This is a genomic window from Yinghuangia aomiensis (assembly GCF_039542225.1).
Lineage (GTDB): Bacteria > Actinomycetota > Actinomycetes > Streptomycetales > Streptomycetaceae > Yinghuangia > Yinghuangia aomiensis.
In genome coordinates, this window is the sequence record NZ_BAABHS010000037.1 from 61,692 (window position 1) to 74,878 (window position 13,187).

10 protein-coding genes and 1 pseudogene are annotated in these 13,187 nt (G+C 69.0%); 7 read left to right on the top strand and 4 right to left on the bottom strand.

Annotated elements, in window-relative coordinates:
- The first annotated feature begins 148 nt into the window (after positions 1–148).
- Positions 149–715 (top strand): TetR/AcrR family transcriptional regulator, encoded by a 567-nt coding sequence (locus tag ABEA93_RS34805; protein WP_345679922.1) that lies wholly within the window; start codon positions 149–151, stop codon positions 713–715.
- 168 nt (positions 716–883) lie between these two features.
- Here ABEA93_RS34805 and ABEA93_RS34810 read toward each other — a convergent pair whose 3' ends face one another.
- Positions 884–1,507, bottom strand: coding sequence for a TetR/AcrR family transcriptional regulator (locus ABEA93_RS34810; protein ID WP_345679924.1), 624 nt, complete (start codon positions 1,505–1,507; stop codon positions 884–886).
- A gap of 47 nt (positions 1,508–1,554) precedes the next feature.
- Between ABEA93_RS34810 and ABEA93_RS34815 the strand changes: the two genes are divergently transcribed.
- The 3 genes from ABEA93_RS34815 (at position 1,555) to ABEA93_RS34825 (ending at position 3,199) form a co-directional block, all read left to right on the top strand.
- Entirely contained in the window at positions 1,555–2,319 is a 765-nt protein-coding gene (locus ABEA93_RS34815) for an SDR family oxidoreductase (protein ID WP_345679925.1), read from the top strand.
- A gap of 304 nt (positions 2,320–2,623) precedes the next feature.
- The gene (locus tag ABEA93_RS34820; RefSeq protein ID WP_345679926.1) at positions 2,624–2,911 is read left to right on the top strand and encodes a hypothetical protein; all 288 of its coding nucleotides are present in this window, start codon (positions 2,624–2,626) and stop codon (positions 2,909–2,911) included.
- 60 nt (positions 2,912–2,971) lie between these two features.
- Positions 2,972–3,199, top strand: coding sequence for a hypothetical protein (locus ABEA93_RS34825; RefSeq protein ID WP_345679927.1), 228 nt, complete (start codon positions 2,972–2,974; stop codon positions 3,197–3,199).
- 343 nt (positions 3,200–3,542) lie between these two features.
- Here the strand turns inward: ABEA93_RS34825 and ABEA93_RS34830 are convergent, their stop codons facing one another.
- A complete protein-coding gene (locus ABEA93_RS34830) occupies positions 3,543–4,757 on the bottom strand; it encodes an ROK family protein (protein WP_345679928.1) in 1,215 nt (404 codons plus the stop codon).
- A 169-nt stretch (positions 4,758–4,926) separates the two neighbouring features.
- Here ABEA93_RS34830 and xylA point away from each other — a divergent pair, with 169 nt between their 5' ends.
- Together xylA and xylB are read left to right on the top strand one after the other, a co-directional pair.
- Positions 4,927–6,084 (top strand): xylose isomerase, encoded by a 1,158-nt coding sequence (gene xylA, locus ABEA93_RS34835; RefSeq protein WP_345679929.1) that lies wholly within the window; start codon positions 4,927–4,929, stop codon positions 6,082–6,084.
- Between the two features lies 1 nt (position 6,085).
- Entirely contained in the window at positions 6,086–7,507 is a 1,422-nt protein-coding gene (gene xylB / locus ABEA93_RS34840) for a xylulokinase (RefSeq protein ID WP_345679930.1), read from the top strand.
- Between the two features lie 107 nt (positions 7,508–7,614).
- Here the strand turns inward: xylB and ABEA93_RS34845 are convergent, their stop codons facing one another.
- Together ABEA93_RS34845 and ABEA93_RS34850 are read right to left on the bottom strand one after the other, a co-directional pair.
- Positions 7,615–7,806 (bottom strand): hypothetical protein, encoded by a 192-nt coding sequence (locus tag ABEA93_RS34845; protein ID WP_345679931.1) that lies wholly within the window; start codon positions 7,804–7,806, stop codon positions 7,615–7,617.
- Between the two features lie 146 nt (positions 7,807–7,952).
- A pseudogene (locus ABEA93_RS34850) lies at positions 7,953–8,147 on the bottom strand (hotdog family protein); the annotation flags it as partial.
- A gap of 845 nt (positions 8,148–8,992) precedes the next feature.
- On the opposite strand from ABEA93_RS34850, the gene ABEA93_RS34855 reads away from it, so the two are divergent.
- A complete protein-coding gene (locus ABEA93_RS34855; protein WP_345679932.1) occupies positions 8,993–13,114 on the top strand; it encodes an NACHT domain-containing protein in 4,122 nt (1,373 codons plus the stop codon).
- Positions 13,115–13,187 lie beyond the last annotated feature (73 nt).

A 13,187-nucleotide genomic window follows, 5' to 3' on the forward strand; every position in this document is an offset into this window, starting at 1 on the left:
AATTCCCCTCCGTCGGTGAGTGCGCCCGACTGCGGTCGACGCAGGCCGCGCCGCACCCGAACGCCCTAAAGCAGCCGTTGGCTGCGTTAGCAGACTGTAGGGAGGTGCGCTCCACAAACGCAAGTGATAACTGCGTTAAGGTGAGGGCATGAACGAGCGACAGCAAGCCCGGCGGCCCGGCGGGCGCAGCGCCCGCGTCGCCGCGGAGGTACACCAGGCCGTCACCGACCTGATCAGCGAGCACGGCTACGGCAAGTTCACCGTCGGGGACGTGGCAGCCCGCGCGGGCGTAGCCGACAGCAGCATCTACCGCCGCTGGGGCAACTTGGAGACCCTGCTCACCGACGTGGCGCTCACCCGGCTCAACGCCCGGTCGCCGATGCCCGACACCGGGAGCCTGGCCGGCGACCTGCGCACGTACGCGGCCGCCGTGGCCCGCGAGATCACCGGACCCGAAGGTCTCGCGCTGGTACGCCTGGCCGTCGCCCTGTCGAGCAACGGCCCGCAGGGCCTGCAGGCCCGCGACGATCTCCGCGACGAACGCACCCGGCAACTGCAGTCCGTACTCGACCGCGCCCGCGAACGCGGCGAGGACGCACCCGACGCACTGGACGTGCTGGACCACATCCTGGCCCCGATGTACATCCGCATCCTGTTCGGCATGGGCCCGCTCACCCCCGAATACGTCGACGGACTGGTCGACCGGATGCTGTGACTTCGGTCCGGCCAACGCGACGCCCGCAGGTGTCCTGGCCGGCCTTGGCGACGGCGCCGCACCCGCACCCGCACCCGTCCGGGGGACAGGTCCGGAGGCCGGTGCCGGGCATGGGGGCCAGGACCGAACCGGCGGCCCTCGCCCGCCCCACGGCAGCCCGTATCCGCCTCACCCCCGCTGCCCGACGGCGTCGTCGCCGAAGGAAGCAGCGAGAGCGTGCGCGATCAGTTCGGGTAGCGACGTCCGGCCGTCTTCCTCGACCCAGCGCGTCAGTGCCGTGTGCATGACGGCCAGGCAGGCGCTGGTCGCCGCCCGGGCCCGGAACTCGGCTTCGGGGGATGCCGCGTCGACGCCGAGGGCGTCGACGACGGCCTGTTGCAGCACGTACTGGCCGTCCAGATGCCTGGCCCGCAGTGCGGGAGTCTCGACCATGAGCCGCAGGCAGTCCAGCAGGAACCGCTCGTTCGCCGCCGCTTCGTCGCTGCCGCCGGTCAAGGCCGCGGCCGCGTCGACGAGCGCGCCCCCGACCCGGCGCACCAGGGGTTGCGTCGGAGGCGACGCGGCGACCCGCGCGGCGACGAGCTCGGCCGGCTGCTCGAGGAGGACGAGGTCTTCCTTCGTGGCGAAGTGCCGGTACACGGTCATTGCCGAGACACCGGCGGCCTCCGCGACGTCGGCCACCGTCACCGCGTCGTAGCCGCGTTCGGTGAACAGCCTTACGGCGTGCGCTTGAATCGCGCGCCGCGTCTCCGAATACCGCCGCTCCCGCAGGGTCGGCTCCCGCTCGCTCATGTGGTAGACACTACCTCAATGTTAGTGACTAACATTCGGAGGCCGTCATGACTCATCACACCGACAGGATCGCCTTGGTGACAGGCGCCTCCCGCGGCATCGGGCAGGCGATAGCGACTCGGCTCGCGGCCCTGGAGACCACGGTCATCGTGCACTTCGGCACGGACCGGGCGGGAGCGGCGGCGACGGTCGAGGGCATAGAGCGCGGTGGCGGAGCGGCCTTCGCCGTCAGGGCCGAACTGGGCGTGGAGGGCGATGTCGAAGCGCTCTTCGAGGGTGTCGAGGCCGTCCTGGCAGGTCGACCGCTCGACATCCTCGTCAACAACGCCGCGGCCGCGCCGGCCGGCCCGCTCGGCGTGACGACCCAAGCCGATTTCGACCGCCTTTTCGCGGTCAACGTGCGTGCTCCGTACTTCATCACCGAGCGCGCGCTGCCCCTGCTGCGCGACGGCGGACGCATCATCTCGATCTCGTCGGCGGCGACCCGGATGGCCAACGCGTCCCAGACGTCCTTCGCGATGACGAAAGCGGCGGTCGAGACGATGACCAAGACTCTCGCCAACCAACTCGGCCCCCGAGGGATCACCGTGAACGCGGTCTCCCCCGGAGCCACGAGGACGCCGACCAACGGAGCCGTCTTCGAAGTCCCCGGCCTGGCCGAACAGATCATCGGCATGACCGCCCTCGACCGGCTGGGCGAGCCCGACGACGTCGCCGACGTGGTCGCCTTCCTGGCCTCCGACTCCGCCCGCTGGATCACCGGTCAGACCCTCGACGCGAGCGGAGGCCTGTTCCTCGGACCGCGCGTCTGATCCGGCAAGTCGGCCGGTTCGGCGGCGGCCGCGGTCCCCACGGGAGAGCCGACACGCGCTCACCTTCGGCGGGGTCGGCGGAGCCGGACGTTCAACTCCCCTGACGCACCTCGGTGGTTCCATCCGCGCGCAGGCGCGGCGGCATTCGGGTGCTGTCGTTGCCTCGTCCGGGTGACCTCCCAGTACCCACAGGTGTAGCACCACCGTTGCAGTTGGCAGACGCCGTCAGGAGGTCTGCCGCCGCATGTGCCCGTCGCCGCATGTCACCGAGGTCCCGGTCCGTGCTGCGCGCCGCCTGTTGTGCGTGCTCCTGCTCGTTCTCGTGGTCGCGTTCGGCGGCGGCGCGGGCTCCGCGGTCGGGGCCGAGCGCACCGTGGCGTCCTCGGCGGCGGAGTCGTGTTGCGACGAGGCGGGGCCCGGGGCCCGGACGGCCGAACTCGACGCGTCCGGGGCGGTACGCGGGCCGAGGACGCGTGTCGTCAGGCCCGGCCGGCCCGTCCCGCAGGCGGCGCCCGAGCCGCCGCGGCCGGCGCGGCCCGCCGTCGACGCGGCCGCCGGCGGCCTGGCGGGGTGCATGGTCCTGCGTTGCTGACCGGTACGGAGCTGTGCGCGCCCGTATCGATCCCCGTTCCGCAACGCGAGGTAATCCGCCATGCCCATCGACCCGTTCGCCACACTGAACGCCATGCTCCGCGCCGAGGCGGCCCGGACGAAGTCCCCCGCCCCGCCCACCGATCCGGCCGGGACCCCGGACGCGCCCGAGACCCCGACCACGACCGAAGTCCCGGACACGACCGAAGTCCCGGACACGACCGAGGTCCCGGACGCGGCGCCGGTGCGGGAGTCGAGCCCGACCGCGGCAGTGCCGACGCGGCCCTGACGCCCGACGCCGGCACGCGCCGGACGGTGCCCGGGGCGCGAGGCCCCGGGCACCGTCCGTCCGGCCCTGTACCTGCGGTTCGAGGACGACCACGGTCCCGGAGTGGACACCGTCTGCCGCGCGGCCGACCGCACGGGTCAGTGGGGCGAACGCGGTACGGCACCGGCGGTACGGGGACAGAAGCTTCTGTTGTGCACTTCTTTCCAGGCCGGGAGTGCACGTCGTACGCCGTAGGGCATGGACCAGCGCGTTCGCCTGGCAGTGCGAACACCCTCCGGGAACCGCGAGCCGACACAGTGCCTGACAGCGACGCCTGGCCGTCGGCTCTCAGCCATGTCGGCAGTCAGCTCACGACCATGGGATCGGCCAGGACCCGTGCCACCACTGTTCCCGCCCCGCCGCGGACGGCGCTTTCCGACGCCAACGCGGCGGCCCGGATCGTCGGGACGCTCCCGCGGAGCCTGCCCCCTGAGCGGCTGAGTGCTGACTCGATGTGCGGCGCCATCCACGGAGCCAGGAGCGCATGCAGCCCGCCGAGGACGACCGTGTCGGGGTCGAGCAGGTTGACCGCGGCAATCAACGCGACGGCCATTCCGCTGCCTGCCGCTTCGACCGCGGCGGCCGCGAGCGCATCACCCGTCTCCAGCCGACGCAGCAACTCGGCTGTCGCGTCAGGCAAGTGCCCGGCGCCGCCCGCGTCCACGCTTTCGATGGCAGCCGCCCGCAGCACAGCGTCCAACCCGGCGACCTGCTCCACACAGCCGCGTCCCCCGCAAGCACAGGACGGACCGGAAGGGTCGACCACCACGTGGCCGATCTCCCCCGCCGCCCCATGGGCGCCGCGGAAAAGCTCTCCGTCGACGACGAGGCCGGCCCCGATGCCGGCCTCTCCGGAAACGTAGACATAGCTGCCGGATCCCCGTCCGGCGCCGTACCAAAGCTCCCCCAGCGCGCCCAGGTTCGCTTCGTTTTCCACGCGCACACCGATCGGCTGCGGCGGAAGGGAGTCCGCGAGCAGCGCCTCCACCGTCACCGCTTGCCAGCCGATATTCGGTGCGTTCACCGTGCCCGCCGCGCGGTCGACGACGCCCGGCACCGCCACGGTGGTTCCCATGACCGTGAACCCGGCCTCGGCTGCTTCCTCGATCACCCGCCGCGCCATGCGCACAAGAGCATCGAGCGTCTCGCCCACAGGGCGGTCCCGACTGTTCCGGGCGATGTGCGCACGGCCGCGCACGACACCGTTCATATCGAGAACGCAGGCAGCCAGGTAGTGGCCGTTCACCTCCAGTCCCAGTCCGGCGACCGGCCCGGACGCCAGAGACAGCGGCGCCCCGGGACGGCCTCGACCGCCTTCACGCACAGGGCCGGCGCCCTCCACCAGCTGCAGGCGTGTCAGAACACCCACTTGCGCGGCGACGGTCGTCTTGGTCAGTCCGGTCAGCTCGGCGAGGCGGGCACGGGTGACCGGCTGGTGGCGGGCGATCTCTCCCAGGACCAGTGCGAGATTGCGGTCCCGCATCGTCCCGAGGTGCGTCGGCGCCTCCCGTGTGATCACGCAATCGATCCTTTCACGAGGCTCGGCGGCCGCATCCACCGGGAAACCGCGGGGCCTGACGCCTCCTGACACGTCCGCTCCGCCACGGGGCGTTGACAACGTCTCGTCCGGCCGGTTTGCTGGGGAGAAGTTTAGTCCACTCATTGGACTTAATGATCGTGGAGGCACCGTGACACGTCTGACGCCCTTGCCGGAGGACAAGTTCAGCTTCGGCCTGTGGACGGTCGGCTGGCAGGCCCGCGACCCCTTCGGCGACGCCACCCGCGCTCCGCTCGACCCGGTCGAGGCCGTGCACCAGCTCGCCGACCTCGGCGCCTACGGCGTGACCTTCCACGACGACGATCTGATCCCGTTCGGCGCCGACGACGCCGACCGCGCGAAGCGCATCGCCGCGTTCCGGACCGCGCTCGACGCGACCGGGCTGAAGGTGCCCATGGCCACCACGAACCTGTTCACCCATCCGGTCTTCAAGGACGGCGCGTTCACCTCGAACGACCGCGGCATCCGCCGCTTCGCGCTGCGCAAGGTCATCCGCAACATCAACCTCGCCGCCGAACTCGGCGCGCACACCTACGTGTTCTGGGGCGGCCGCGAGGGCGCCGAGACCGACGCCGGCAAGGACGCGCGCGTCGCCCTCGACCGGTTCAAGGAAGCCCTCGACATCCTGTGCGGCTACGTCCGCGACCAGGGCTACGACCTGCGGTTCGCCCTCGAACCCAAACCGAACGAGCCCCGCGGGGACATCTTCCTCCCGACGATCGGCCACGCCCTCGGCTTCATCGAACGCCTCGAACACCCGGACATGGTCGGCCTCAACCCCGAGGTCGGACACGAGCAGATGGCCGGACTCAACATGGTCCACGGCGTCGCCCAGGCACTGTGGGCGGGCAAGCTGTTCCACATCGACCTCAACGGCCAGCACGGCCCGAAATACGACCAGGACCTCGTCTTCGGCCACGGCGACCTCAAGAGCGCGTTCTTCCTCGTCGACCTCCTCGAACACGGCGGCTACGACGGCCCCCGCCACTTCGACTACAAGCCGCTCCGCTCCGAAGACACCGACGGCGTATGGGAGTCCGCCGCCGCCAACATGCGCACCTACCTCCTCCTGCGCGACCGCGCCCGCGCCTTCCGCGCCGACCCCGAGGTCCACGAAGCCATGGCTGCCGCGGGATGCGGCGAACTCGCGGTGCCGACACTCGCTCCCGGCGAGACCTACCGCGACCTCGCCGCCGACACCTTCGACCCCGACACCGCCGCGGAACGCGGCTACGGCTACGAACGCCTCGACCAGCTCGCCCTCGAACACCTGATGGGTGCCCGCTGACATGGCCGCACGCCTCGTCGCCGGGGTCGACTCGTCCACCCAGACGTGCAAGGTCGTCGTCTGCGACGCCGCGACCGGAGCGGTGGTACGGCACGGCCGCGCCACCCACCCGGACGGCACCGAAGTCCACCCCGAACACTGGTGGCGCGCGCTCCACCGGGCGATCGACGACGCGGGCGGCCTCGAGGACGTCGCCGCGATCGGCATCGCCGGGCAGCAGCACGGCATGGTCTGCCTCGACGAAGAAGGCGAGGTCGTCCGCGACGCGCTGCTGTGGAACGACACCCGGTCCGCCCAGGCCGCGGAAGACCTGGTCGCCGACCTCGGCGGCCCGCAGGCGTGGGCCGACGCGGTCGGAAGCGTCCCGGTCGCCTCGTTCACCGTCACCAAGCTGCGGTGGCTCGCGGAGCATGAACCCGCGGCCGCCACGCGGGTCGCGGCCGTCTGTCTTCCTCACGACTACCTCAGCTGGAGGCTGCGCGGCAGCCACGACATCGCCCAGTTGCGCACAGACCGCGGCGACGCTTCCGGCACCGGCTACTGGTCCCCGGCCGACGGCGTCTATCGCGACGACCTCCTACGACTCGCCCTCGGTCGGACTCCCCTGCTGCCGAGGGTTCTCACGCCGCAGTCCGCCATCGGCACAACGAGCAGGGGTGCGCTGATCTCCGCAGGTACCGGCGACAACATGGCCGCCGCATTGGGGCTTGCCATGGTCCCCGGCGACGTGACCGTGTCACTCGGCACGTCAGGAACCGCATTCGCGAGCACGCCCGTGCCCAGCGCGGACCCGAGCGGCGCAATCGCCGGATTCGCCGACGCCACCGGCGCGTTCCTGCCGCTCGTGTGCACACTCAACGCGGCCCGGGTCATGGATGCCGCTGCGCATCTGCTCGCCGTGGACCACCGTCGTTTGTCGGAACTCGCGATGTCAGCGCCCCCAGGGGCTGGTGGACTCGTCATGGTCCCCTACCTGTCGGGAGAGCGCACACCCAATCTGCCGAACACAACCGGCGCCCTGCACGGACTCACCGACGCCACCATGACGCCCGCGCACCTGGCCCGTGCCGCAGTGGAAGGCATGCTCTGCGGCCTGGCCGACGCAGTGGACGCGCTTGGCAAGGGAGGCGCATCGAACGAGCGGATCATCCTCATCGGCGGCGCGGCCCGCTCGGCGGCCGTCACCGCGATCGCCCCCGCGCTGTTCGAATGCCCTGTCGTGCTACCCGAATCCGCCGAGTACGTCGCCATCGGCGCCGCTCGCCAGGCTGCCTGGGCGCTCGATGGCGGCAATCGGCCGCCGGATTGGGAAACCCGCCGACGCGTGTTGGCACCGGAGCGCTCCGACGCCGCCGTACGGCAGCGCTACGCGGAAGCCCAGCCGCACACCTTGGCCCGGCTCTCCGTCGCACCGAAGTCCTGAACGGCCGGAGCCCGGCGCGGCGGTGAACTCCACCTCGGCTGACAAGGTGCGTCGGCGTCCCGCCGCCAAGGGAGTCGCCGCTGCCCGGTCATGGCGCCGCGGAACTGTCAGATGACACGGGCGATGACGTCGCCGAACGCCCTATGGGACAGGTATCCGGCCACACGATGGAAGTCGAACGCGCCGATAGCGTATGTGTGGTCGTCGGCGGGGTCGATACCGTCGAATCCCCGGGGTATCCCGCCGATCGGGACGGCGACGATGTCGCCAGGGTCCGCGATGTTCACCCAGCGCGCCACGCCCGGGGGCCGAGCACCTCGGCCGTTCTCCGGAGGAGGTCGCAGTCGGGGGAAGACGGCGTGCGGCACGGCCAGCGGCGAACCCAGAGTGACGAAGAGATCAACGTCAACACGAGCCGCGCTCGGCGTTCCCTCCGGCGCCACCGTCAAAGCACGACAAGCACGATGCTCTCCACCACACAAGCCGGCTTCGGCTGCCCCTCGATCTCCACCGTGTACTTGACCACGATCTGCTTCCCCTGCGGGACGTCGCGGATGTCCGCCAGCTCCGCCCCCACGCGCACCCGTGACCCCACCGTCACCGGGCTCGGGAAGCGCACCTTCTCGGTCCCGTAGTTGACCAGCTTCCCCGGGGGTGCGGGCCGAAGTCGCCGTCCTGCGATGGTCGATGCACCTCTGACCTGCGAGTTTGCCCGCGCAGCCGCCGATTTCCGCCCTTTGGCGAACGTCGGCAGGATGGGCTGATTGTCTCAGTTGAGCGCACCCTGTCCCGCGCCTTGTCCAGACTCCGTTGGGCATTTGTTGGGCAACGTCGACAACGCGCGACCACCTTCATCCGACACTGGGAAGCCGACCGGAGCGCCCCGGCGACAGGCTGGCGACTTCGACATACCCGACGGCTTCAGCGCAGTAGGGGTACAGCCCGGACGCCCGCTTTGCGATCCTCGGCCGCCCCGAAGGCCGACCGCCACGACCGGATCGCAGTCCAAGCCATGACCGACACCGGCGTTGCCATCCCCGGTCGCACCAAGAAACGACCGCCACCCCGATCGCCTTCACCCCGACCACCCCGGACTGCGGTTCGGGCGGATGGATCTGCGATGGCGTGCCCGGGAGTCGTCGATGAGGACGTTACCCGCCTGTCCCCGTTTGTGCGGCATCACGTCAACATGCTCGGCCGGTACTCGTTCCCACTTCCTGAACTTCCGGGCGAAGTGCGGCCCCTGCGCGCGCCCGACGCGCCTGCTGCGGAGTAGCCCCTGGTCCGGGCCGCCCACTGGGCGGCCCGGACCAGGGTCGCGTCGCAGCCAGCGCCCGAACTCCCCACCCACGACACAAGGCAACTGTTCATATGGCCGGGACCGCGCGAACCCGGGCGACGGCATCGTGAGGCTGGTCGACAGCAGGGCTGGATGTCCAGCGTGCTCTTCGCACGCGGGATCACCCGCACGAACTGGCTCTGCGCATGTGCGGCGATCTCAATCGGGCGGACGAGCCGATCACCGGTTGCGAGGCGTGGCACGTCGATATGGACATCTGGCGGCCGGGTGGGGACGGCGACGGCGTCATCCGCGTCGGCAAGTGCGCGGGCTGGTCCTTCACGGGATTGGGGTGTCCTTGTCGGCAGGCGGCGTTAGTCTCCAGGCGGGATGCCATCGGTGAGGGGTTGGGTGTGGGGCTGCCGACGATCGACTTCCGCGGGATTCGCGGCCACGGCCCGTTGGGCTCCAAGGCTGATGGCTTTGAGGAGTTGGTTTGCCAGCTCATGCCTCTGCTTCTGGGAGAGCCTCCGCAGGGGACTCTGGTTGAGCGTTTCGGCAATCCCGACGGCGGGCGCGAGGGGCGCTGGGTCCTTCCCTCGGGCGACGTGTGGAGCTGGCAGGCCAAGTACCACTTCGGCCTGGACGACAACGAGATTGGCCAGATCTCCAAGTCGATCACCACTGCCCTCGATCGTGAGCCTCAACTGAGCCGGATGCTGGTGGTGTTGCCGTACGACCGGCCCGCCGGTGATCGTCCCGGGGTGAAGAGCGCTCATACCAAGTGGTCTGACGCGGTGATGCGATGGGGCGTCAAAGCGGCCGACCGAGGCATGCAGGTGTCCTTCGAATATGTTGGCCTACACGAACTGATGACAGCCCTCGCGGCTCCGGAGAACGTTGGCCGGGTTCGGTACTGGTTCGACCGGACCGTGTTGACGCCGGATTGGTGTCGGCTCCGGGTCACCCAGGCGATCAGCGATGCCGGTCCGCGGTATACGCCGGAGCTGCACGTTGAGCTGCCCGCAGCGCAGGCGCTGGAGGGCCTCGGTCGGACAGCTTGTTTCGTCGACGAGTTGCGCGAATGTCTCGCTGCGGTGCGCGAGACGGCGCGCAGACGGTACTGGGCATCTCCCAAGGGGCACGAGGATGTTTTCAATCCGCTCATCGAGGGAGCTCTGGCTGCGCTGGGTGATTTGGACGGGCAGTTGGTGGAAGCCGTCCGGGTCTCGCAGACCATCGAACCGTGGGTCGATTGGGCTACGTCGACTCATGCTGCTCGGGAAGCGTTGAAGGCCCTCAGTGCCACCTTGTACAAGGTCTGCGGTCGCCATGAGAACGGCCGCACGTACTACTACGACGACGCAGGCAGCCTCTACAGCTGCATCGAGTCGGCATCGGGGGCCGTCGAGGCCGCGGATCGCGCGCGGGTCGGTGCGGCGGCGTCCGCCGCGAGGACGCGGCTACTCCTGCTGACGGGCGAGCCGGGCACGGGCAAGAGCCACCTGTTGTGCGACGCTGCTGTACGTCGCTGCGATACAGGTTTGCCCACGCTGCTGTTCTTGGGGCATGGCTTCGACAACCGACGACTGAGCGAGCAAATCCCCGCGCAGGTCGAGTTCGACGGCTCATGCGATCACCTACTGGCAACGCTGGACGCGGCGGGAGAAGCAGCCGGGTCGCCGGCACTCCTGATCATCGACGCCCTCAACGAAGCGGATGATCCCCACCTTTGGGAGAAGTCCTTGGCAGGCTTCGTCGAGCAGTGCTTCGGGTACCGCCACATCGCAGTGGCTCTGTCCTGCCGCTCGCCGTTCGACCGTGATTTGGTGCCCGCGAAGGTGCGGGCCCGCGCCACAAGGTTGGTCCATGACGGCTTCGCAGAGACCCGGGAGGCGGCCCTCCGGCGCTACCTGGATGCCCACGGCATCGAACGTCCCAGTTTCCCCCTGCTGGACGTCGAATATGACAATCCGCTGTTCCTGAAGCTGCTGTGCTCGACCATGCAGGCACGTAAGCTGTCGCGATTCCCACGCGAGGGCATGTCGCTCACCTGGCTCTACGACGCGCATCTGGACTCGGTGAACCAGAGCCTTGCCCGCGCGGACGCCTGCGACTTCGACCCCTCCGAGCCCTTGGTCCAGCAGGTGGTCGCCAGCCTTGCTGAATCCATGCTGACCGGAAGCGGCCACCTGGAATACGCGGACGTCAAGGCAACCTGCGAGGCGCTTCTTCCCGGCCGGCCCTGGAGTACCTCACTGTTCGCCGGCCTGCTGCGCGAGGGCGTGTTCACGCGGCACACGATGGGCAGTCGCAACACCGTGGTCTTCGGGTACCAGCGTCTAGGCGAGATGGCCGCGGCTGAACATCTCACCAACCTCGCGACCGACGATCTGCGGCGTGCGTTGGGGGAGGTGACGGGTATTGCCGGCTACGGGTTGCTGCAAGCTCTGGCAGTGTCGATACCGGCCAGACACCAGCTGGAGATCACAGACTTCATCGGCGAGGAGGGGAATCGCTGGTCGTTCGCTGCCCCACGTCTCCTCTTGGAGTCGTTGCCGTGGCGGTCCCCCGCGTCGATCACTGCCGACACTGTCGCGTTGCTACTCGGCGAACTTCAGAACGATCAGTCTGACCGAGCCTGGACGACACTGGTACGCCTCGCGGCAGTCCCAGGTCATCCGCTCAACGCCGAGTTGCTGCACCGGCACCTGAGCGCGATGAGCCTGGCGACTCGGGATTCCACGTGGACGCAGTATGTGAACACCGGTCCTGACGCCGTAGATGCCATTGTGTCGTGGGCCTGGTCGTCGGCAAGCACGAGAGCCGACGACGAGGTCCGCGCCCTGCTGGCCACGCTGCTGGGTTGGTGTTTGGCATCAACCCGACGCGACCTTCGAGACCGAGCTACCAAGGCACTCGTACATCTGCACGATGGCCACGCTGAAACAGCCACTCATACGGCGCACACGTTCAGTCGCGTCAACGACCCGTATGTGGTGGAACGCATCACTGCCGCCCTATGCGGAGCATCGCTCCGCGACAATGCAGGGACCGTCCGGACCTCGGTCGCCCAGGCACTCCTCGAGTGCTCTTACCATCAACCTTGGCCCAAGCACATACTCACGCGCGACTACCTGCGTCGATCGTTCGAGGGAGCAATCGCGTCGGGCTGGCAGGCACCTGTCGGCTTCGCCCAGACGCTCACGCCCCCCTACGCGACGCCGGACCTTCCGCGTGCCACCGTGGACAACCGCCTTGCGGAGGCCGGGTACGAATCTCTCGAAAGGTCTCTCGGCGAATGGGGAGACTTCCGCGAAAAGATCGTTGCCCCTTACCTCAGGTCCTTCGCTGGACTCGACCGCAACGACGAAACCGACCGCGTTATCGCATACATCTTCCAGCGCGTCTGCGAACTCGGCTGGACGCCCACACCGTTCGCGCAGCTCGATCGGGGCCATTCCAGCCACCCAGGACAAGAAGCGGACTCCGAGCGCATCGGGAAGAAGTACCAGTGGATCGGTCTGTACGAAGCACTCGGAACGCTCGCCGACCACCACGAGGTTCGCTCGGGCGACAACTGGGACGAATCAGCTGTCTACGCAGACCCGAGCAGCCTGGCACTCAGGGACATCGACCCGACGCTGACTCTCCAGGCCCTTCACCGATCCTCCAAGAGGTCCCCAGCAACCCCCTGGTTCGCCCCGGCCACGCCTGATTTCCCTCCGGGCGACCCAGACCTGTGGCTCGCCTCCTGCGAAGGCTTGCCGAACCCAATCGACCTACTCCGCGTCTTCGGCAGCTCCGACGGACTCTGGTACGTCCTCCACGGCGAGTACACCTGGGACGAACCGCTCACTGCCGACGAAGCTGCCTTGAATCCACCGATCCGGAGCGCCTGGATGCAGATTCGCTCCTACCTGCTGCCGTCAGCGCAGCGCGACGCCGTAGCCGACTGGGCTGTGCAACAACATTGGATGGGACGCTGGATGCCCGAAGCCGGCGAAGCATCCGGCCTCCTGCTGGCTGACCATCCTCACCACCCCTCCTGGGCACAGCTAGCTGACAATCCTGGCCACGGACGCCCACGCACGCCTTGCCCGACCGCGCTGAGTTCGACCACGGCCTGGTATGTGGGCTCTCACGACCGCGACCGGTCGACGCGCGAACCGCTTCAGGGCCTCACGCCCTCCGCCGCGCTGGCCAAAGCGACCGACCTACAGAGACTCGACGACATGCGGTGGACCCAAGGCAAGGACCAAGTCGACGTTCTTAGAAGCCGTTGCCTTTCCGAGAGTTCGGTGTGCGTTTTCGCTGGTCAGGTATGAAGTGGGTTGTTGTGCGGGAGGGATGACGCGTCGGTGTCGTCTCTTGCGCGGGGGTGTTTGTGCCGTCGGTGAT